This is a genomic window from Archangium sp., assembly GCF_036277355.1.
GTDB lineage: Bacteria > Myxococcota > Myxococcia > Myxococcales > Myxococcaceae > Archangium.
This window is the reverse complement of record NZ_DASUNC010000148.1, coordinates 1-20820: the sequence shown is the minus strand read 5'-3', so window position 1 is coordinate 20820 and position 20820 is coordinate 1. Positions and strand designations below refer to the sequence as shown.

The following is a 20820-nucleotide window of genomic DNA, read 5'->3' as shown; positions in this document are numbered from 1 at the left end:
GGGGGGCCCCCACCATGCGTTCCTGGCAACACATCAGGAGACGGCGCCTGCCCGGGCACGCCGCCAGCTCAGCCCAGGAGACGCTCGCCGAGCAGATAGCCGACGGTCATCGCCAGTACCAGCAGCGCGCCTTGCAGTTTCGGCGGTGCGGGCAAGGGGATGTCGAGCAGGCGGCAGCCGGCTCCGATGGCCAGCGCCAGGACGGGACCGATCATGAGCTCCATCATGTGCGCGTCTCCTTCGTCTCACCGCTGGGCCCGCCACAGTCGTGGCGATGATGCGCGGGGTGCGTCGCGATGAAATGATCGGCCAGCAGGTAGCCGCTCGTCATGGCGACCACGAGTGAAGCGCCCACCAGCATGGGCGGCGCGGGTACCGGAATGCCCAGCCAACGGCAACCCAGGCCGATGGCGAGACCGAGCAGCAGGCCAACACAGAATTTCCAGCTCAAGGGACGTTCTCCAACGCGACGACGTGAGGGCTCGAGGGCGTGGCACCCATGAAGTGGCGCACGGTGGGAGGCTGCGCGTCGCGATGCAGGGCGCGAATCTTCTCCTGCAAGCGCTGCTCCTCATGGGTGACACGCTCATGCTGGCGGAGGTGCTCCAACCAGGAATCGACGATGAAATATTCGAGGAAGCGGCCTGGCTGCGCCGCGTCCTCCATCACCCCCCACTGCACCGCACCGTCGCGCCGGCGGGTGCCTCCGAGCAGGTGGAGGTGGTGCAGGAACTCGTCACGATCCGCCTGCGCGATGAGGTATTCCACCGTCACGAGCACCGGACCCCGGGCATGGGCGACCTCCTCGGCCACGGCCGGTTGCGGCCAGTGCGAGGACGGGGTGGTATCCCGCCCCATGGCCACGCTCAGACGGAAACGCAGCGAGAAGATCCCCGCGAGCACCGCCGCTACCGCCGCCACGGTCAGCGAAATGCGGGTACCCGCCTGCTGCGCGAGCGACCCCCAGATCAGGCTGCCCCCCGCCATGCCCGCGGAGAAGACCACGATGTAGAGCGACAGCGCCCGGGCGCGGACCCAGGCGGGCACCGAGACATGCGCGGCGGTCTGCAGCGATGACAGCACGGTGATCCACGACAGGCCGTTGGCCAGCATCGCCACGCAGAGGAACCGCGGGTCACGGAGGTTCGCCAGGACCAGCATGGTGAGCGCGTAGAGCAGGGTCGCGGCCGGCACCAGCGTGTCGGCATCGAACCGTTCGCGGAGCTTCGGCAGGACGATGGCACCACCGATGGCACCCGCCCCGATGAACCCCAGCAACAGTCCATAGGTGCCCGCACCGGCGGAGAGCTCCTGCCGGACCACGATCGCCATCAGCGCGGGAAGGGCACTGGCGAACACGAAGAAGCAGGCCGATTTGACCAACACCGACCGGAACTCGCCGGCTTGCACCGCGTAGCGCAGCCCCGCGCGCAGAGCGCCGCCGAAAGACTCGGCGGGCAGGGCCGAGGCGGACTTCGCCCGCTTCCATCGCCACAGGACGAACACCAGGCCCAGGAACGACAGCGCATTCAGGGAGAACGCCCAGGATGCACCGAATCGCGCCACGACCAGTCCGCCCAGGGCGGGGCCGATGGAGCGCGCGATATTCACACCGATGGAGCTCAAGGCCACCGCCGGTGCCAGCATCGGGCGCGGAACCAGGTCGGCGGTGGTCGCGGCCTGTGCGGGCATCCCCATCGCCGCGCCCGTACCGAGCGCGAATGTCAGACACAGCAGTGACCAGGCATCGAGCCGGCCAGCATGAGCCTGCACGGCGACCGCCGTGGCCACGAAGAGCATCCACAGCTGTACCCAGAGCAGGTACCGCCGGCGGTCAACGATGTCCGCCAGCGTGCCGGCCACGAGCGCGAACGCCACAACTGGGAGCGTCGTCGCGGACTGCACCGCCGCGACCATGAGCGGTGAGCCCGTCCGCTCCGACATGAACCAGGAGGCGGCGACATCCTGCACCCAGGTTCCGATGTTGCTGGTCAGGACCGCCAGCCAGAGCGCTCGGAAGCTGGGATGGCGCAGCGGAGCCCATGCGCCCGTCACCTGAGCATCAGAAGGCATGGCACAAGCAGCCCAAGGCACCCCAGAAGTCGCGCGGACCGCTGACCGGCGCGGGGTGGTGCGCGGCATGATCCTTCCCGTGACCATGCACGGCACACGACGTTCCGTGTGCGTGCGCATGCGCTCGCTCGAACATGGCGCGGGCCTGCGCCTGGGTGGCGCCCTGGTAGCCACCGAACCGGTTCACCGGCGACCAGTCCGGCATGGGCCTGGGCAACACGGGAGCGAGCGGGCCGAAGTCATCACTGCCGTGCACCACCTTGCCGCCCACCACGGTCAGCACGCTGGTGATGTCCTTGATGGCCTCTTCCGGCACGTGGAGGAAATCCGAGGACAGCAGCGCGAAATCGGCATAGAGGCCTGCCTTCAGGAGGCCCTTGCGATCCTGCTCATGGGAGAACCACGCGCTGCCGTGCGTATACAGGCGCAACGCTTCTTCCCGCTCCAGCAGGTTGTCGTCGCCATACATCGACAGACCGCCCACGGTGCGGCCGGTGACCATCCAGTACAAAGACATCCACGGGTTGTAGCTGGCCACGCGGGTGGCATCGGTGCCGGCACCGACCGGCAGGCCCGCATTCAGCATCTTGCGCACTGGCGGCGTGTTCCGAACCGCCGCGCGGCCGTAACGCTCCGCGAAGTACTCGCCCTGGTACGCCATGCGATGCTGGATGGCGATACCGCCCTGCAGGGCGCGCACGCGTTCGATGTTGCGATCGGAGATGGTCTCCGCGTGGTCGATGAACCAGTGCAGTCCGTCGAAGGGAACCTCGCGGTTCACCTTCTCGTAGACATCGAGCACGCGGCTGATGCTCTCGTCGTAGGTGGCATGGATGCGGAACGGCCAGCGGCGTTGCGCCAGCAGGCGGACCACGTCCTCCAGCTCGCCCTCCATGCCCTGTGGCAGCTCTGGGCGCGGTTCACGGAAGTCCTCGAAGTCCGCCGCCGAGAAGACCAGCATCTCGCCAGCGCCGTTGTGGCGCAGCATGCCGTCACCCTGGAGCGGCTTCAGCATCCGCGACCACCTGTCGAAGTCCGCGAGCTCGCCCCCCTTCTTCTGGGTGAACAGGTTGTAGGCGATGCGCACCGTCAGCTCGCCGTCGGCATGCAGCTTCTGGATGATCTCGTAGTCTTCCGGGTAGTTCTGGAAGCCTCCGCCAGCATCGATCACCGAGGTGATGCCCAGCCGGTTCAGCTCGCGCATGAAATGGCGGGTGGAGTTGAGCTGGAATTCCGGCGGCAGCTTCGGTCCCATCGCCAACGTCGCGTACAGGATCAGCGCATTGGGCTTCGCCAGCAGCAGGCCGGTGGGATTGCCGGCCGCGTCCCGCTCGAGCCGCCCACCGGGCGGATCAGGACTGTCCTTGGTATAGCCGACCGCGCGCAACGCGGCGCGGTTGATGAGGGCCCGGTCATACAGGTGCAGGATGAAGACCGGGGTCTCCGGCGCGGCCTCGTTGAGTTCCTGGAGCGTCGGCAGCCGCTTCTCGGCGAACTGGTGCTCGCTGAAGCCGCCCACCACCCGCACCCACTGCGGCGCCGGTGTCCGAGCCACCTGCTCCCGGAGCATCGCCATCGCATCGGCCAGCGTGCGCACGCCGTCCCAGCGCAGCTCCATGTTGTAGTTCAGACCACCGCGAATCAGATGCAGGTGGCTGTCATTGAGGCCGGGGATGAGGCGCCGGCCCCCGGCATCGATGATCCGGGTCCCGGCGGTGGCATGTGCCATCACCGTGGCCTCGTCGCCGACGGCCAGCACATTGCCGCCGGCGACGGCCAACGCCGTCGCCGATGGGTTGTCCGGGTCCAGCGTGGTGATTCGGGCGTTTCTGACGATCATGTCGGCCATCGGTACAATCCTTCTCATTCCGGCGGCTCGCGCCGGAGACAATCGTTTTCACCTATGGACAGACCGATGGCCGCATGGCCATCAGTGACCGCCTTCGGACGCGCTGAACATCTGCTTGGCGTACTGGATGCCGATGCCGTAGCCACCGCCGTGGATCTTGGCGATGCCGGTGGTCAGGCCATACGTGGCCTCCCGCGCCCAGTCGCGCTGCAGCTCGAGCAGGTACTGCAGGCTGGTCATCGGCGCCGCACCGGCCTGGATCATCCGGCTCACGGCGCGCTCGTGCGCCTCGTCGGTCACGTCACCGCAGGCATCGGTGATGACGAACGTCTTGAAGCCCTGGTCGATCGCCGACAGCACGGGACCCACGATGCACACGCCGGTCCACAGGCCCGCGAACACCAGCCGCTCCCTCTCGAACGCGTTGATCTGGGCGATCACCTGCTTGTCTTCCCAGGCATTCATGGAGGTGCGGTCGTAGACCTTCGCGCCAGGAAACGCGTCGGTGATCTCCGGGAACAGCGGCCCCGAGAAGCTCTTCTCCGCGACGGTGGTCAGCAGGGTGGGCACGCGGAAGCCGGCGGCGGCCTTGGAGATGAGCGCGGTGTTGTTGCGCAGCGTCGCGATGTCGATCGAATGCGTCGCGAAGGTCATCTGCGACTGGTGATCGATCAGGATCAGCGCATGGTCGGTGGGCGACAGGAGGCCCTTTCCGGGCGTAGGGGTGGCCTTGGGGGTCATGAAATTCTTCCTCTTCGGGTTGGGGTGATGCCAGACAGAGTAGAGAGTCAGGACCCGAGGCAAAACACCCGAAAGCACATGAAACGGCTCACCCGAAAGAGGGAGCGGACACCCACCAGCCGCTATGCACCCCCGCGGGCCCCCTGGTGCGGTGCGATCGTATCTGGGATAAGGGACTCCCTCCTCCCCATTTCGGGGGATTCCAACGGCGTCGATGCCGGATATCCAGCGAAGCTCCCCTGGTCGAGATCAAGGACGGAAGCGATGAGCTCCACGAACCCGCCCATTCGCATCCTGATTGTCGACGACCATCCGCTGCTGCGTGAAGGGCTCAGCAGCCTGATCGCCGGACAACCGGACATGCAGCTGGTCGCCGAGGCGGAGAATGGAGAGCAGGCCCTGCAAGCCTTCCGCGACCATCAGCCAGACATCACGCTGATGGACGTGCAGATGCCCATGATGAATGGCATCGATGCGATCACGGCGATCCGCGCCCAGTACCCCACGGCGAGAATCATCGTCCTGACGACCTACAAGGGCGACATGCAGGCGTTGCGCGCCATCAAGGCTGGCGCCTCCGGGTATCTGCTCAAGAGCATGTTGCGCAAGGAGTTGGTGGAGACCATCCGCAGCGTGCATGCGGGACGCCGCCGCATCGCCGCGGATATCGCCACCGAGATGGCCGAGCACGTGACGGACGATGAATTGACGGCGCGGGAATGTGACGTCCTGCGCCTCGTGGCCGCCGGCAACGCCAACAAGGAAGTCGCCGCCCGGATGGGCATCTCCGAGGAGACGGTCAAGACGCACATGAAGAACGTCATGACCAAGCTCGGGGCCAGGGACAGGACGCATGCGGTGGTCGTCGCGATGAAGCGGGGAATCATCGACATCTGAGCGTGGGTGCTCGGTGGCAACGGCTCGTACCCGCTGAGGTGGAAGACCGATGGTGAGGCTCTGGTATCAGGCGCTGTTCCTCGGGCTCATCGCGGTGCTCGCATGCTTCGCGGAGACGGCGCTGGCGTTCAGTCAGGACCGGCGCCTCACGCAGTTCCACCACACCCGGTGGACCATCAAGGAAGGCGCTCCCGGGCAGATCTCCGCGATCGCCCAGACGGAAGACGGGTATCTGTGGCTCGCCGCGGCCGCTTCGTTGTACCGGTTCGATGGTGTCCGCTTCGAGCGGTTCGAGCCGCCCTCGGGTGAACCCTTCTCCGCCATCCAGACCTTGTATGCCCCGCCCGGGGGGGGGCTGTGGATCGGCTTCCAGCTCGGCGGCGTCGCGTTGCTGAAAGAGGGACGCGTGACCCGGTACCGAAGCACTGATGGCGCACCACCCCGGACGGTCTCCGCCTTCGCCACGGACCCGGACGGCACCGTGTGGGCCTCCGACATGGGTGAAGGACTGTACCGTCTGTCCGGCGCGCGCTGGGAACAGGTCGGAGAATCCTGGGGGTATCCGGCCGAGGAGTGCCGGTACGTGCTCGTGGACCGGGACGGCACGCTGTGGGTCGCCACCGAGACGACACTGCTGTATCTGCCGCGCGGCGCGCGCAGGTTCGTTCCCACGGGCGTCCGCGCCGGATGGGTGTTCCAGTTGAGGCAGGCGCCGGATGGACGGCTCTGGATGACGGAATCGGGCGGTGACGTGCGGCCGATTCCGGTGCCCGGCCATGGACAGACGGAGAATCCACCGGCCCTGCACGTGGAGTCGGCGGGCCTGCTGTTCGCCCGCGACGGGAGCCTGTGGCTCACCACCCTGGGGGATGGGATCCGCCGCATCGCCCATTCCGAACGCCTGCCCGCTGGCGACGCGGCGGCGGTGCGCGGGGCCGTGGAGTCGTTCACCGAGAAGGACGGCCTGAGCGGAGATTACGCGTGGCCGGTGCTCGAGGATCGCGAGGGCAATGTCTGGGTGGGCACCAGCGGCGGACTCGATCGCTTCCGCACCAGCTCGATGGTGCTGGCGGAGTTCCCGCGCGGTTCGCACGATTTCGCCCTGGCCGCGGGGGATGCCGGCGAGATCTGGGCGGGTACCACCAACCGTCCGCTGATGCGCTTGCGCGACGGCGAGGTCTCGTTCGAGCAGCTCGGTTCCCCGGTGCGCTCCGCCTACCGTGACGAGGAGGGCGTGCTCTGGCTGGGAGCGGACAACGGCCTGTGGCGGCTCGAGGACGGCCGGCTGGGTCACGTCACGCCCCTGCCGGCTCCGTCCACGCATGTGCAGGCCATGACTCGCGATCGTCGTGGCACGCTCTGGGTGTCCATGACGGGTCGTCCACCGATGCAGTGGAGGGAGGGCCGTTGGCACCCGGTGAAGGAGTGGCTGGGACTGTCGGACGACGAGCGCATCCACATCGCGATGACCGATGGCCGCGGGCGGGTATGGCTGGGGCATCAGCGGGGCATCATCACGCGGGTGGACGGCGACGAAGTCCGGCGGTTCACCGAGGACGATGGACTCAATCTGGGAGTGGTCACCGCCCTGGCCGCCGGCCGCCAGCAGGTGTGGGCTGGAGGCCATTTCGGACTGGCCTTCCATGACGGCGAGCGCTTTCGTCCACTCGTCGCCGACGGTGACGAGTCGTTCCGCAACGTGAGCGGTATCATCGAGCGCCCCGATGGAAGCCTGTGGGTGCATGCCGTGCCGGGGGTCTTCCATATCCCGGCCGAGGAGATCCAACGCGCGATGGCCGACCCCGGCCACCGGGTGCGCTACGAGTTGTTCGACTTCCTCGACGGGCTTCCGGCCAGGCCCACGCTGCTGCGTCCACTGCCCACCGCGGTCGCGGGCGGCGACGGGCGCCTGTGGTTCGCCACCAGCAACGGGGTGGTGTGGATCGATCCCGAGCGGATCGCCCGCAATCCGTTGCCTCCGCCGGTGTCCATCCTCTCCGTGAAGGCCGATGGCCGCTGGTACGCGCCATCCTCGGACGTGACGCTTCCGATCCAGCCCGCGAACCTGGAGATCCACTACACCGCGCTCAGCCTGTCCATTCCCGAGCGCGTGCGCATCCGCTACCGGTTGGAAGGCGTGGACGAGCACTGGCAGGACGTCGGGACGCGGCGCACCGCCTATTACGGCAACCTGGCGCCGGGGCGGTACCGCTTCCAGGTGATCGCCTCGAACAACGACGGCGTGTGGAACGAGCGCGGCGCGAGCCTCGAGCTCGTCGTTCCACCCGCGTTCCACCAGACCTGGTGGTTCCGCGCGCTCTGCGGGATGACCGGACTGCTGCTGCTCTGGCTGCTGTATCTGCTGCGTCTGCGCCAGCTGACCGCGAAGATGCGGGGCCGGCTGGAGGAGCGGCACGCGGAGCGCGAGCGCATCGCCCGGGAGCTGCACGACACCCTGTTGCAGAGCGTGCAGGGCCTGGTGCTCCGGTTACAGGCCGTCGCCGAGCAGCTCCCCGAGCACGAGCCGGCGCGGCAGGCGATGGAGAAGGCCCTGGACCGCGCGGACGAGGTGCTGGCCGAGGGCCGAGACCGGGTGATGGAGCTGCGCTCGACCGCCCACGATGGCCGCGACCTGTCGGACGCGCTCGTGCAGGCCGGGGAGGAGTTGGCGGAGGACATGCCGATGTCGTTCCGCCTGGTCGTGGAAGGTGAACCACGGGAGTTGGACGCCGCCATGCAGGGGGAGATCTTCTTGATCGGCCGCGAGGCCCTGCTCAACGCGTTCCAGCACGCCGAGGGCACGGCCGTGGAAGCGGAGCTCCGCTACGGCTCCGACGCGTTGCGCATGCGCATCCGGGACGACGGCAAGGGCGTGGCCCCGGAGATTCTCGAGATGGGCGGCCGTCCGGGCCACTGGGGCCTCGCGGGGATGCACGAACGGGCCGCGAGGATCGGGGCCACGCTGCAGGTGTGGAGCCGGACCGAGGCCGGCACGGAAGTGGAATTGAAGGTCCCGGCGGCGATCGTCTACCGGCGCAGGCCGAAAGCGGCCTGGTGGAGCGGGCTGAAGAGGGCCACCCGCCTGGGACGAGGGCGCTGAGCGCGCCCCTCGGTGGCATCTCGCCTCCCCTACTCCTTCGCCCGGGCCGCGCCCGGCCGGCCCAGCTCCTCGGCGAGCAGCTCGGCGACCAGCCGGACCCGGCGGCTCGTGCGCACGTCCTGATGCGTGACGAGCCACATCGGCAACGTGAAGGGAGGAAGGTCCTTCAGCACGCGGCGGACGGAGGGGTCGGCGTCGCCCACCTCGGAGATCATGATGCCGATGCCCGCGCCTTCGCGGACGAGCGCCCACTGCACGTGCTGGCTCTGGCTGAGGAGGGGGAAGTTCTTCTCGGTCAGCGGCAGGCCGAGCGCCACGAGGCCCTTGAGGTAGGTGTCCGCGCGGCCGAAGCCGATGAAGCTCGCGCGCGAGAAGTCGTCCCGGGTGAGCTTCGTGCCGAGCGTTCGCAGGTACTTCGGCGCCGCGTACAGGTAGGCCTCGTTGTCGCGGATCTTCCGGGCGATCAGGTCGGGCTCGGTCGGGCGGAAGCTCCGGATGGCGATGTCGGCCTCGCGGCGGCGGAGATCCAGGGGGGCGTTCGAGGCGACGATCTCCACCTCGATGCCCGGATGCCGGGCGCGCAGTTTCGCGATGACCGGCGGCAGGAGGTAGGTCGCGATGATCTCGCTGGCGGTGATGCAGACGGGGCCATCGAGCGACACCGTCTGTCCGGCCGCCACGCGTGAGACCCGGAAGGCCGCGTCGCACATGATGCGGACGTGCTCGATGAGCTCGAGCCCGGTGGGCGTGAGGGCCAACCCGCGCCCCACGCGCTCGAAGAGCGTCACGCCCAGCTCGGCCTCGAGCGCCGCCACCTGGCGGCCCACCGTTGGCTGCGCGATGCCGAGCGCGCGCGCCGCGGCGGAGAAGGACCCCTCGTCGGCGGTCACGAGGAACGCGCGGACGTGATTCCAGTCGAACTCCACGTGGCTCCAATCCATGCACTTCCGCATAGCACATCGGCGGTTCTGGCCGAGGACAGGTGCGGTCCTGCATGGCAGAACAGTGACCCAAGGAGAACGCGGATGAAGGCAATCGTGTACGAGGACTACGGCCCGCCAGAGGTCCTGAAGCTCCAGGACGTCGTGAAGCCCGAGCCCGGGGAGGGCGAGATATTGGTGCGGGTCCGAGCGGCGGCGGTGACCACGGCGGACAGCACGTTCCGCAAGGGCGACAGCTTCAGCACGCGGCTGGCGGCGGGTCTCGGGAAGCCGCGCAAGCGCATCCTGGGCACCGAATTCGCCGGAGACATCGAGGCGGTGGGCAACGGTGTCACGCACTTCAGGCCGGGCGACGCGGTCTTCGCCGCGACGGGAACCGCCTTCGGCGCCCATGGCGAATACGTGTGCCTCCGTGAGGACGGAGCGGTCGCGCACAAGCCGTCGAACATGAGCCATGACGAGGCCGCGTCTCTGTGTGACGGAGCCATGACGGCGCTGCCCTTCCTCCGCGACCACGGGCGCGTGCGGAGCGGGCAGACGGTCCTCATCAACGGCGCTTCCGGAAGCGTGGGCTCCGCCGCGGTGCAGCTGGCCAAGTACTATGGCGCGCATGTCATCGCGGTCTGCAGCACGGGAAATGTCGACAGGGTGCGAGCCCTCGGAGCGGACGAGGTCATCGACTACACGCGGGAGGATTTCACCCGTCGCCGGGGCGCCTATCACGTGGTGTTCGATGCCGTGGGGAAGAGCTCCTTCTCCCGCTGCAAGGAGGCGCTGACGGACGGGGGCATCTACCTCTCCACCGTTCCCACCCTGGGGATGTTCGCGGACATGCTCTGGACGCGCTTCTTCGGCAGCAAGAGAGCGGTCCTGGCGCTGACCGGCCTGCGGCCGCCGGGCGAGAAGAAGAAGGACCTGTGCTTTCTCAAGGAGCTCGCCGAGACGGGACGGATCCGCGCGGTCATCGACGGCCGCTATCCCTGGGAAGACAGCGCCCAGGCCCACCGCCGCGTCGACTCGGGACACAAGCAGGGCACCGTGCTCCTCCAGATGGGCGCGTGAGATGATGGGTCAATTGCCGACGAGGAAAACATACTCCGAGTCAAGAAAGGGTTCACAGGAAAGCGAGACCGGTATAACCTGGAATCTTCACTCCTGCTTGTGAGTCATTGTCAATGTTGAATCATCTGAAACACCCGGGCCTGGGGAGCGTGCTGGGCGCACTGTTGTGGATGGCCTGTGGCACCCCCGCCGAGCCCCTGCTGCCCTCCGGAGAGCCCCTGGACGAGCGGCTGTCGGCGCTGTGCTCGGGCCAGAGCGTCACCTCGCTCACCCTCACGGGCCTCAGCTCCTATGAAGGGGAGCTGGCCGGCAGCGGCTCCTGGACGGTGTCCAGCCCCGGCAACGCCGCGCGCCTGGAGTACCGGGTCAATGGTGTCCTGAGCAGCAGCGAGGAGCGCACCGGTGCTTCCGGCACCTGGTACTTCAGCGCCTCGGGCACCCGGTGTGGCTGGCACACCGTCGAGGTGAAGGCCTGGCCGATGGTCATCGACAGCTCGGGCAACCGCACCACCTGCTGGAACAGCCCCAGGAGCATGAGCCGGAGCGTCCCGCAGACGTGCCCGGCCGCCCTCGCCGCGGGCTACCAGAACACGACGCTGTTGAAGGAGGACGGCACCGTCTGGGCCTGGGGCCAGAACTATTTCGGCCAGCTCGGGGATGGGACCACCACCAACCGCTCCACGCCCGGGCAGGTGATGAACCTCAGCGGCATCACCACCCTCGCCGCGGGTGGCTCCCACAACCTGGCGCTCAAGGGGGATGGCACCGTGTGGGCCTGGGGCTACAACTCCTCCAACCAGGGCGGAGGGTGCGGGGCCGCCAACTGCACATGGCCCCAGCAGGTGCCGGGCCTCGGCGGCGTCATCGCCATCACCGGGGGTGACCGGTTCTCGGCGGCGCTCAAGCAGGACGGCACCGTCTGGACCTGGGGCGACAACTTCAGCGGCCAGCTCGGGGATGGGACGATCAACACCCGCCCCACGCCCGTGCAGGTGGTGGGCCTCGGCAACGTCATCGCCATTGACGCGGGCTACCATTTCATGGCCGCGCTCAAGGCGGATGGCACCGTGTGGGCCTGGGGCCAGAACCTGGGCCAGCTCGGGGATGGGACGACCACCCAGCGCAACGCGCCCGTGCAGGTGGTGGGCCTCGGGGACGTGGCCGCCATCTCCGCGGGAGGCTTTCACATGATGGCGCGCAAGCACGACGGCACCCTCTGGGCCTGGGGCGCCAACAGCTACGGCCAGCTCGGTGACGGAACCACCACCAACCGTCTCACGCCCGTCCAGGTGCCCGGCATCAGCCACCCCGCCCTGCTCAGCGGGGGCGGCCTTCACTCCGCGGTGATGAAGCAGGACGGCACCCTCTGGGGCTGGGGGCGCAACACCTATGGAGAGCTCGGGGACGGGACGGCCACCAACCGCTCCACGCCGATTCAAATGGGCACCCTTGGAAACGCCACCCACCTCTACAGCAGCACCTATCACACGGTGATGAGGCAGCAGGGGGGCGCCGTCTGGGCCTGGGGAACCAACGCCAACGGCCAGCTGGGAGATGGGACGACCACCAACCGCTTCACGCCCGTCCAGGTGATGGGCCTCTAGGCCCGCCGCGTCGGGGCACTCGCGGAGCCTGCAACGCGCGGAGGGGTCGGGCATCTCTGCGGGGCGCGTGTCCCCATGAGGGGACCGCGGACCGGAGACAAGGGAGCAGAGATGTCCGAACCTTCGAAGAGTCCCTGGCGCCATGCCCTGGCGCTGGGGGGCCTGGGCTTGTCGTTGCTGGGGGGCACGGGCTGTGAAGGCAGACAGCCGCAGTCCGCCTCCTGCCAGAAGTTCGTCGCGTGCGTGAATGCCCTCGATGAGGCGAGGGGCAGCCGCACCAACCTCGCCCGTTTCGAGCCGGAGGGGGCGTGCTGGGGCAGCCCCGAGGGCGCGAAGCTCTGCGGGGATGCCTGTGAGCGGGGCGTGGGGGTGATGCGGGAGCGCATGCCGGAGCTGCCGGGAGCGTGCGCGCCATGAGCACCCGTCTTCGTTCATTGCTGGCGCTGGCGGTCCTCCTTCCCATCATCGCGCGGGCCCACAGCCCGTCGGTGCTCTCGCCGGGGGTGCCCACGGTCATCGAGGACACCTCCATCTCCTACGCGCTCTACGGCGTGTTCGAGACGGGGGACGAGGTGTTCCGCGTCAAGGTGAGCTTCCCGGAGGACTTCGCCCTGCCGGTGGAGCTCTTCGTGCCGCACCGGGAGGAGCTGAAGGAGCACCGGCCGGCCTTCGCGCTGGTGGGTCCCGGGCTCTTCTTCACGCCCACGGCCGAGGAGCGCGCCGCGCTGCCCCTGCCGCTGCCCGAGGGCGCTGGGGCGTACGTGGACCTGAACCGCGTCTCGCCGCGGCCCGTCTTCTACGAGACCTTCACCCGGCGCTTCTTCTGGAGCACGGGGGTCGTCGCGCTCGTGGTGCCCAAGGGGGACTACGAGTTCTGGATGTGGTCCCCCCACAAGACGCGCGGGAAGTTCGGCATCGGCTTTGGTGTGGAGGAGGGCGGCGACTTCAGCCGCGCCTTCGAGGATTGGAGCGTGTATGCGTATTAGTCTGATGGCGCTCGGCCTGCTGGCACTGCCGGCGAGCGCGCGGGAGCCGTCCGCGCCGGGCCGCTTGGAGCTGTTCATCGCCCCGGAGGTGACCCTGGTGGGCCTGTCGGCGGGGGTGCGGCCGGAGCTGCTGGTCCGGCTGGGAGGAGAGGGGCCACACCGGCTGCGCCTGGCGCCGGGCCTGCTCGTGGGCCCCGAGTTCACCTACGTGCCGGTGGCCCTGGGGTACCGGGCCTCGTTCCGGGACGGGCAGGTGGTGCGCCCGCTGGTGGGCGCCGGCCTGGAGTACCAGTACCGCTTCGTGAGCGATGGGGAGCCGGCCCGTCAACTGGCCTTCTACCTGGAGGCGGGTGCCACCTTCGCGGTGTCGTCCCGGCTGTCGGTGGGACTGGCCGGCAGCGCGGATGTCACCTTCCGGGGAGGTCCGGGCGCCGGGCTCGGCGTCCGCGCGCTCGTGGGCTGGATGCTCTGAGGGAGACCCGCCGGGCATCGGGTTGCCACGGCGGGGTGTCACCCCGGGCCTGCTCCGCGAGCGGCCACTCGGCGGGCGCTCCTGGCGAGGTATCCTCCAGACGGATTCCAGGGAGAGCCCCCCGACAGTCATGATGCATCTGCCCACACCCACGTCATCCGCCCACTCGCTGGACATCCCAGGCTACAGGTTGCTCGGCTCGCTCCGTCTGACGGGCGCCAATGTGCTGTTCCACGCGGTGGGTGAGGCCGACAACCGGCCCGTCATCATCAAGACGCCAGCGCACCCCTCTCCCGGCCCGCGCGAGTGGGAGCGCTACCGCCGCGAGCACGGCATCCTGCAACGGCTCCAGGAGGTGCGGGGCGTGCCCCGGGTCCTCTCCTGCGAGCTGCTCCAGGAGCGTCCGGTCCTCATCCTCGAGGAGGTGGAGGGCTCGCCCCTGGTGGAGTCGGTGGGCCAGCGTTTCGCGGTTCCCCCCTTCCTCGAGCTGGCCATCTCCCTGGCCTCGGCCCTCGGGGAGATCCACCGGCGGGGCGTCATCCACAAGGATCTCAAACCCTCCAACATCATCGTCACGCCCGCGGGAGAGGCGCGCATCATCGACTTCGGGAGCGCCACCCTCCACCGGATAGAGCACGTGGATTCGGCGGCCTCCAGCCTCATCGAGGGGACGCTGGCGTACATGTCCCCCGAGCAGACCGGGCGCATGAACCGCACCGTGGACTCCCGCACGGACCTCTATTCGCTGGGGGTGACGTTCTACGAGCTGCTGACGGGCAGCCTGCCCTTGCGCGGGAGTGATGCGCTCGGCTGGTTCCATGCGCACCTGGCCCAGCAGCCCAGGCCGCCCCAGCAGCTCGTGGCGGACCTCCCCCCCGCCCTGTCCGCCATCGTCATGAAGCTGCTGGCCAAGGTGGCCGAGGAGCGCTACCAGAGCGCCGAGGGACTGAAGGCGGACCTCGAGCGGTGCCGGGAGGAGCTGCGCCAGGGCGTCTCCCGGGTGTTCCCGCTGGGCGAGCGCGACTTCCCCAGCCACTTCCAGCTCCCCCAGCGCCTCTACGGGCGCGAAGCCCACGTGGCCACCCTCTTCCAGGGCTTCGAGCGCATCGCCCAGGGAGGGCGGCCAGAGCTCATCCTGGTCAGTGGCTACTCCGGCATCGGCAAGTCCTCGGTGGTCAACGAGCTGCAACGGCCCGTGGTGGAGCGGCGCGGCTTCTTCCTGCGCGGCAAGTTCGATCAATTCCAACGCGACGTGCCCTACGCCACCCTGGCCCAGGCCATCCGCGGGCTGGTACGGCAGCTGCTCGCCGGCACCGACGAGGAGCTGGCGGCATGGCGCGAGCGGCTGCGGCAGGCCTGGGGAGAGCAGGGCCAGGTGCTGGTGGACCTGGTTCCGCAGCTCGAGCTCGTCGCGGGCAAGCAGCCGGCCCTCCAGGAGCTGCCGCCCTCCGAGGCGCAGGTCCGCTTCAACCGCGTCTTCATCCACTTCCTCCGCGTCTTCTCCACCCGCGAGCACCCGCTCGCCGTGTTCCTCGATGACCTGCAATGGGCGGACCTGGCCAGTCTGGGGCTCCTCCAGCACCTGCTCGGCGAGCCGGACGTGCCGCCGCTGCTGCTGGTCGGGGCCTATCGCGACAACGAGGTCAGCCCCTCCCATCCGCTGATGCTGATGATGGAGCAGGTGCGCAAGACGGGCGCGCGGGTGACGGACATCCGGCTCGAGCCGCTGAGCCCGGCTCAACTCCAGCAGCTCGTCGCCGAGACGCTCCCGGGGGCGGGCGAGGAGCTCGTCGTGCCCCTCTCGGCGCTGCTGCTCGAGAAGACGGGCGGCAATCCCTTCTTCCTCATCCAGCTGCTGCTGACGCTCAACCAGGACGGCCTGCTGGCGCGCACGCCGCAAGGGGCATGGCGGTGGGATGCGGCGGGCGTCCGGGCCAAGGCCTACTCCGACAACGTCGTCGACTTCATGGTGGGCAAGCTGCGCCAGTTCCCCGCTGGGACGCAGCACCTGCTGCGCCTGGCGGCGTGTGTGGGCAATGGCTTCGCGCTGCCGATGCTGGCCATCATCTCCGGCGTCGAGCCGTCCGAGGTGGAGCAGAGCCTGGAGCCCGCGCTCCAGGAGGGCCTGCTGGCCCGGCACGGCCTGGAGCACTACCGCTTCCTCCATGACCGCATCCAGCAGGCCGCCCAGGCCCTCATCCCCGAGGAGGAGCGCGCGGCCGTGCACCTGCGCATCGGCCGCCTGCTGCTGGCGAGCCTGTCCGCGGAGCAGGTGCGCGAGAAGCTGTTCGATCTCGTGGGGCAGCTCAACGCCGGGGCGGCGCTGCTCGAGGACCCCGAGGAGCGCCTCCAGGTGGCGCGGCTGAACGCCGAGGCGGGCCGCAAGGCCAGGGCGGCCATCGCCTACCGCTCGGCCATCGCCTACTTCGAGACGGCGTTCGGCCTGCTGCCGGGCGAGCCCTGGACGGCCCACCCCGAGCTGGCCTTCAAGCTGCGTCTGGAGCAGGCGACGTGCGAGTTCATGAATGGCCATGCCGCCGGGGCGCGCCACCTGCTGGCGGAGCTCCGCCCCCGGGCACGCACCGCCCCGGACATCGCGGCCGTCTACCGCCTGACGAGTGAGCTCCACCTCGCCCAGGGGGAAATCCAGGAGGCCCTCACCTGCTTCCTGGAGTGTCTGGCCCTGCTGGGCATGCCGATGCCGCCGCACCCCACCTGGGAGGAGGTGGTGGCCGCCAACGAGGAGGTGTGGGCCCTGCTGGACGGGCGCCCCATCGAGAGCCTCATCGATCTGCCCCTGCTGACGGATGCGGACATCCAGGCGGTGCTCGGCGTGCTGGGCGCCATGTTCGCCGTGGCCTACTTCACCGACAACAACCTGCTCGCCCTGCACCTGTGCCGGCTGGTCTCCCTGACCCTGCGCCACGGCAACAGCGAAGCGGCCGTCCACGGCTACACCTATTACGGCGTGGTGCTGGGCTCCACCTTCAAGAAGTACCGGGAGGGCCATGCCTTCGGCACGCTCGGCTGCGCCCTCGTGGAGCGTTACAACTACGCCTCCTCTCGGGGCAAGGCGCTCTTCACCCTGGAGATCATCAGCTTCTGGACCCGGCCCCTCTCCGTCGCGAGGGAGCTCGCCCGCGGCGCCTTCCACCACGCGCTGCAGGCCGGAGACATCCCGATCGCCAGCTATTGCTGCAACCACATCGTCACCAACAGCCTCTCCCAGGGAGACAAGCTGGAGGACGTCTACCTGGAGTCGGTGGCGCGCCTGGATTTCGTCCGCAAGGCGGGCTTCCTGGACGTGCAGGACATCATCCTGGGCACCCAGCGCTACGTGCAGCAGTTGCGCGGGCTCTCGCGCTCCTTCGACACGCTGAGTGGGGATGGCTTCGAGGAGGAGGAGTTCGAGGCCCGGCTGACCCCCGGGCGCATGAGCACCCTGCGCTGCTGGTACTGGCTGCACAAGCTGCAGTCGCGCTTCATGTGCGGGGCGTACGCGCAGGCGCGCGAGGCGGGAGAGAAGGCCGCTGCGCTGCTGTGGGCCTCGCTCAGTCACATCCAGCTGCTGGACTTCCACCTCTACCGGGCCCTGACGCTGGCCGCCAGCTTCCAGGGGGCCGCGCCCGAGGAGCAGCGGCGGTGGCTCGAGGCCATGGAGGAGCACCAGCGGCAACTGGCGGAGTGGGCGGGCCATTGCCCGGAGACGTTCCTCGCCCCCGAGCGGATGGTGTCCGCGGAGCTGGCCCGCGTGAAGGGCCGGCCGGAGGAGGCGATGAACGCCTACGAGGAGGCGCTCCAATCCGCCCGGGCGCACGGCTTCATCCACCACGCCGCCCTCGCCAGCGAGCTGGCGGCGAACTTCTGGCGCGCGCGCGGCCTGGCGAGCATCGCCGAGGGCTGTGCCCGCTCGGCCCGCGAGGCGTACCAACAGTGGGGCGCCCGGGGCAAGGTCCAGCACCTGGAGTCCCGCTGGCCGCACCTGGTGTTCGCCGGGGCCTCCCCGGACACCAGCGCCTCCTACGACACGGGCTCGGCGCAGCTCGACGCGCACACCGTGGTGAAGGCCCAGCAGGCCATCTCCGGGGAGATCCTCCTGGACCGTCTGGTGACCACGCTCACGCAGGTGGCCATCGAGAGCGCCGGCGCCCAGCGCGGTGCCCTCCTGCTCCCGAGGGGGGACACGCTCCAGGTGGTGGCCATCTCCGCGGGCGCCTCGCCGGACGCGCCCCTCATCGTTCCGGGCGAGGGCGTCCCCCAGGAGCTGCCCTGGACACTCATCGCCTACGTCAGGCGCACGCACGAGCACGTGCTCATCGGTGACGCCACCCAGCCCCACGCCTTCTCCTCCGACGAGTACTTCGGGCGGGCCCGGGCCCGCTCCGTGCTCTGCCTTCCGCTGCTGCGCCAGGAGACCTTCTCCGGGGTGCTGTACCTGGAGAACAGCCTGGCGACCGAGGCCTTCAACCCGGCGCGCATCGCCCTGCTCGGGCACATCGCCTCCCAGGCCGCCATCTCCATGGAGAACGCGCGCCTGTACGCCGAGGTGCAGCACGCCGAGGCGGCCCTGCGCCGTGCCAATGACGAGCTGGAGACACGGGTGGAGGAGCGCACGCGGGAGCTCCGGGATGCCCAGGCCCAGCTGGTGGACACCGCGCGCGCGGTGGGCATGTCCGAGATCGCCTCCAATGTCTTGCACAACGTGGGCAATGTCCTCACCAGCGCCGTCGTCAACCTCGAGCTGATGCGCGAGTCGGTGGGCGCCTCACGCGTCGGCCGGCTCACGCAGCTCGCGCAGATGCTCCACTCGCACCGCGACGGCCTGGCGGACTTCCTCACCCGGGATGCCCGCGGCAAGAACCTGCCCCACTACGTCTCCGCGCTCTCCGAGGAGCTCTCCCGCGAGCAGCAGCGCCTGCGGGAGAGGTTGGAGGAGATGGGCTGGCACATCGACCACATCCGCTCCATCGTCCAGGTACAGCAGACCTACGCCAAGACGTCGCTCCTCATCGACGAGTGCGACCTGTCGCGGCTCGTCGAGGATGCGCTGCGCATCCAGCGCCCGGCGCTCGAGCGCCACGGCGTCTCCATCACCTGCGAGCTCGCGAGCACCGCCCGGGTGCGGGTGGACAGGCACAAGGTGCTGCAGATCCTCATCAACCTCATCAGCAACGCCCAATACGCCATGGGGGGGCTGCCCGAGGGACAGCGGCGGCTGCTGGTGCGGCTCACCACCGGGGAGCGGCTGGCCCGCGTCCAGGTGGTGGACAATGGGGTGGGAATCGCGCCGGAGGTCCGCGAGCGGCTCTTCTCGCATGGCTTCACCACGCGCAATGATGGCCATGGCTTCGGCCTGCACTCGAGCGCGCTCGCGGCGATGCTGTTGGGAGGCACCCTCCAGCTGGAGAGCGAAGGGCCGGGCCAGGGGGCCACGGCCACGTTGGAGCTCCCCCTCCCGTGAGCGCTCAGCCGAGGAAGTCCAGCACCAGCTGGTTGAACTTGTCCGGGTTCTCCAGGAACATGAAGTGGCTGCCGCCCTCGGAGGCACTGAAGATGGAGAGCTGGGCCCCGGGAATCTGGCGGGCGATCCACTGCTGCGAGCGCGGGTGGAAGATGCTCACCTCGCCGCCGACGACCAGGGTGGGCACGTCGAGGGTGGGGATGAGATCCCTCCAGTCCTGGCCGCAGTGGTCCACCAGCAGCCGGGCGGCGGCGGCGCGGGGGAACTTGAGGTTCTGCTCGATGACCTCAGCGAGCGCGTCCTCGGGGAAGGAGCTGGAGAAGAGGCCCCGCACCAGCCCCTCGGACACCCGCACCCCGTCGGGTCCGGCCAGGCCCGCGGCCGTGTCATAGAGCGACTGCGGGGTGAAGAGCGTGCCCGCCTCGGCCCGCTCGTCCTCGGACCAGCCCGGCCAGGCCGTCACCGCCGGCGCTTGATCGATGAGGATCAGCCGATCCACGCGGCTGCGCCCGAATTGCTCCCACAGGCTCCAGATGACCGAGCACCCCATGGAGTGCCCCGCCACGGTGATGTTGCCGCCGTCCATCTTCTCGAGGAACTCGTGCAAGTCCTTGGCCAGGCGCGCGATGCGGTAGCCGCCCGCGGGCTTGTCCGAGTCGCCGTGCCCGCGCATGTCCAGGGCGATGACCCGGTGGTGGCGGGACAGCGCCTGGAGTTGCGGCCAGTACATGGCCGCCGTCTGCGACCAGCCGGGGATGAGCACCAGGGGCTTGCCCCGGCCCGCCTCCAGGTAGTGCAGCCCCACCCCATCGCTCGTCACGAAGGTGCCGGAGCGCACCTGGGCGGAGCCCTCCGGCCGCGCGCCCCTTGCATCCGCGGCCCGGGGCCAGGCCACCAGGCCCCCACCGAGGGCGGCGGCCCGCCGGAGGAATTGACGCCGACTTCGGGACACGGCCTGGGAATCATTGCTCTGGGGGTTCTTGGAATCCATGGCGCCTCGCTTTTGGAACGAAGCTCAATCTACGGAACAACTCCGTGGCGGAACAACCCCGAACAACCCCTTCCCCAGGGAACTTCCGTCAACGCTCGACGCCGGGTTGACGCTGGGCTGACAACGCTGACGCTGGGCTGACGATCTCCTCGCGGGATGGCGTGACAGACTTCACGTCCTAATGGCTTTACGTCAAAGGAGGGGTGGGCTACAGACACCGGTGCCTCGACGAGTCAACTCCTGACGGTTCGAGGGAAAGGATTTCCCATGAAGAACCCTCTGACTTCGGCGCTGGCCGCCCTGGGCCTGGCGCTGGGCGTGGGCGTGCCCGCTGGCGCGCACGCGGCGGTGCCCTTCGACTGCCGCACCCTGGACTACGGCATCTACTGGTACGGGCTGAGCAACGCGTCCCAGAAGGCGGTCGCCGGCGTCTACAATCCCTACTTCAACGCCGCCAAGCCCACCGTCATCTACGTGCACGGCTGGCAGAAGGACGGCGTCATCAATGGCAAGCGCGAGACGTTCAACTACGCGGAGAACGATCCCACGTACGGCGTCAACGTGAACATGGCCGACGCGTGGATCAACGCGGGCTGGAACATCGGCATCTTCTACTGGAACCAGTTCGCGGACGAGCCCGAGG

At 69.0% G+C, this 20820-nt stretch carries 16 protein-coding genes; 9 read left to right on the top strand and 7 right to left on the bottom strand.

Features of this window, described 5'->3' with window-relative positions:
• Positions 1 to 68: 68 nt before the first annotated feature.
• The 5 genes from VFZ09_RS36645 to VFZ09_RS36625 form a co-directional block, all read right to left on the bottom strand.
• Complete coding sequence (locus tag VFZ09_RS36645) at positions 69 to 227, bottom strand: DUF1427 family protein (RefSeq protein WP_329732412.1); 159 nt, start codon at positions 225 to 227, stop codon at positions 69 to 71.
• Positions 224 to 451, bottom strand: a complete 228-nt coding sequence (locus VFZ09_RS36640; protein ID WP_329732411.1) for a DUF1427 family protein — start codon at positions 449 to 451, stop codon at positions 224 to 226. The genes VFZ09_RS36645 and VFZ09_RS36640 overlap by 4 nt, the downstream gene beginning before the upstream one ends.
• Positions 448 to 2073 carry an MFS transporter gene (locus tag VFZ09_RS36635; protein ID WP_329732410.1) on the bottom strand — a complete coding sequence of 542 codons (1626 nt, stop codon included), beginning with the start codon at positions 2071 to 2073 and terminating at the stop codon, positions 448 to 450. Before VFZ09_RS36635 ends, VFZ09_RS36640 begins: the two co-directional genes overlap by 4 nt.
• Positions 2063 to 3922 carry an amidohydrolase gene (locus VFZ09_RS36630; protein WP_329732409.1) on the bottom strand — a complete coding sequence of 620 codons (1860 nt, stop codon included), beginning with the start codon at positions 3920 to 3922 and terminating at the stop codon, positions 2063 to 2065. The genes VFZ09_RS36635 and VFZ09_RS36630 overlap by 11 nt, the downstream gene beginning before the upstream one ends.
• 81 nt (positions 3923 to 4003) lie before the next feature.
• Positions 4004 to 4663 carry a hydrolase gene (locus VFZ09_RS36625; RefSeq protein ID WP_329732408.1) on the bottom strand — a complete coding sequence of 220 codons (660 nt, stop codon included), beginning with the start codon at positions 4661 to 4663 and terminating at the stop codon, positions 4004 to 4006.
• A gap of 264 nt (positions 4664 to 4927) precedes the next feature.
• Between VFZ09_RS36625 and VFZ09_RS36620 the strand changes: the two genes are divergently transcribed.
• Positions 4928 to 5560, top strand: coding sequence for a response regulator transcription factor (locus VFZ09_RS36620; RefSeq protein ID WP_329732407.1), 633 nt, complete (start codon positions 4928 to 4930; stop codon positions 5558 to 5560).
• 49 nt (positions 5561 to 5609) lie between these two features.
• A complete protein-coding gene (locus VFZ09_RS36615; protein WP_329732406.1) occupies positions 5610 to 8660 on the top strand; it encodes a sensor histidine kinase in 3051 nt (1016 codons plus the stop codon).
• Between the two features lie 29 nt (positions 8661 to 8689).
• Here VFZ09_RS36615 and VFZ09_RS36610 read toward each other — a convergent pair whose 3' ends face one another.
• A complete protein-coding gene (locus VFZ09_RS36610) occupies positions 8690 to 9601 on the bottom strand; it encodes a LysR family transcriptional regulator (RefSeq protein ID WP_329732405.1) in 912 nt (303 codons plus the stop codon).
• Between the two features lie 84 nt (positions 9602 to 9685).
• Between VFZ09_RS36610 and VFZ09_RS36605 the strand changes: the two genes are divergently transcribed.
• The 6 genes from VFZ09_RS36605 (at position 9686) to VFZ09_RS36580 (ending at position 19186) form a co-directional block, all read left to right on the top strand.
• The gene (locus VFZ09_RS36605) at positions 9686 to 10663 is read left to right on the top strand and encodes an NAD(P)-dependent alcohol dehydrogenase (RefSeq protein WP_329732404.1); all 978 of its coding nucleotides are present in this window, start codon (positions 9686 to 9688) and stop codon (positions 10661 to 10663) included.
• Positions 10664 to 10776: 113 nt separating this feature from the next.
• Positions 10777 to 12267 (top strand): hypothetical protein, encoded by a 1491-nt coding sequence (locus VFZ09_RS36600; protein ID WP_329732403.1) that lies wholly within the window; start codon positions 10777 to 10779, stop codon positions 12265 to 12267.
• Between the two features lie 111 nt (positions 12268 to 12378).
• Positions 12379 to 12684, top strand: a complete 306-nt coding sequence (locus VFZ09_RS36595; protein ID WP_329732402.1) for a hypothetical protein — start codon at positions 12379 to 12381, stop codon at positions 12682 to 12684.
• Positions 12681 to 13253 carry a hypothetical protein gene (locus VFZ09_RS36590; RefSeq protein WP_329732401.1) on the top strand — a complete coding sequence of 191 codons (573 nt, stop codon included), beginning with the start codon at positions 12681 to 12683 and terminating at the stop codon, positions 13251 to 13253. Before VFZ09_RS36595 ends, VFZ09_RS36590 begins: the two co-directional genes overlap by 4 nt.
• Positions 13243 to 13725, top strand: coding sequence for a hypothetical protein (locus VFZ09_RS36585; protein WP_329732400.1), 483 nt, complete (start codon positions 13243 to 13245; stop codon positions 13723 to 13725). Before VFZ09_RS36590 ends, VFZ09_RS36585 begins: the two co-directional genes overlap by 11 nt.
• A gap of 130 nt (positions 13726 to 13855) precedes the next feature.
• Entirely contained in the window at positions 13856 to 19186 is a 5331-nt protein-coding gene (locus tag VFZ09_RS36580; RefSeq protein WP_329732399.1) for an ATP-binding sensor histidine kinase, read from the top strand.
• Between the two features lie 4 nt (positions 19187 to 19190).
• On the opposite strand, the gene VFZ09_RS36575 is transcribed toward VFZ09_RS36580, so the two are convergent.
• Complete coding sequence (locus VFZ09_RS36575; protein WP_329732398.1) at positions 19191 to 20177, bottom strand: alpha/beta hydrolase; 987 nt, start codon at positions 20175 to 20177, stop codon at positions 19191 to 19193.
• Positions 20178 to 20444: 267 nt separating this feature from the next.
• Here VFZ09_RS36575 and VFZ09_RS36570 point away from each other — a divergent pair.
• A partial coding sequence (locus VFZ09_RS36570) for a hypothetical protein (RefSeq protein WP_329732397.1) occupies positions 20445 to 20820 on the top strand: 376 nt, incomplete at its 3' end.

Excerpts from the sequence above, each read along its gene's own strand:
- VFZ09_RS36645 (WP_329732412.1), bottom strand. The coding sequence starts at position 227 with ATGATGGAGCTCATGATCGGTCCCGTCCTGGCGCTGGCCATCGGAGCC.
- VFZ09_RS36635 (WP_329732410.1), bottom strand. The coding sequence starts at position 2,073 with ATGCCTTCTGATGCTCAGGTGACGGGCGCATGGGCTCCGCTGCGCCAT.
- VFZ09_RS36630 (WP_329732409.1), bottom strand. The coding sequence starts at position 3,922 with ATGGCCGACATGATCGTCAGAAACGCCCGAATCACCACGCTGGACCCG.
- VFZ09_RS36625 (WP_329732408.1), bottom strand. The coding sequence starts at position 4,663 with ATGACCCCCAAGGCCACCCCTACGCCCGGAAAGGGCCTCCTGTCGCCC.
- VFZ09_RS36620 (WP_329732407.1), top strand. The coding sequence starts at position 4,928 with ATGAGCTCCACGAACCCGCCCATTCGCATCCTGATTGTCGACGACCAT.
- VFZ09_RS36615 (WP_329732406.1), top strand. The coding sequence starts at position 5,610 with ATGGTGAGGCTCTGGTATCAGGCGCTGTTCCTCGGGCTCATCGCGGTG.
- VFZ09_RS36610 (WP_329732405.1), bottom strand. The coding sequence starts at position 9,601 with ATGGATTGGAGCCACGTGGAGTTCGACTGGAATCACGTCCGCGCGTTC.
- VFZ09_RS36605 (WP_329732404.1), top strand. The coding sequence starts at position 9,686 with ATGAAGGCAATCGTGTACGAGGACTACGGCCCGCCAGAGGTCCTGAAG.
- VFZ09_RS36600 (WP_329732403.1), top strand. The coding sequence starts at position 10,777 with ATGTTGAATCATCTGAAACACCCGGGCCTGGGGAGCGTGCTGGGCGCA.
- VFZ09_RS36595 (WP_329732402.1), top strand. The coding sequence starts at position 12,379 with ATGTCCGAACCTTCGAAGAGTCCCTGGCGCCATGCCCTGGCGCTGGGG.
- VFZ09_RS36590 (WP_329732401.1), top strand. The coding sequence starts at position 12,681 with ATGAGCACCCGTCTTCGTTCATTGCTGGCGCTGGCGGTCCTCCTTCCC.
- VFZ09_RS36585 (WP_329732400.1), top strand. The coding sequence starts at position 13,243 with ATGCGTATTAGTCTGATGGCGCTCGGCCTGCTGGCACTGCCGGCGAGC.
- VFZ09_RS36580 (WP_329732399.1), top strand. The coding sequence starts at position 13,856 with ATGATGCATCTGCCCACACCCACGTCATCCGCCCACTCGCTGGACATC.
- VFZ09_RS36575 (WP_329732398.1), bottom strand. The coding sequence starts at position 20,177 with ATGGATTCCAAGAACCCCCAGAGCAATGATTCCCAGGCCGTGTCCCGA.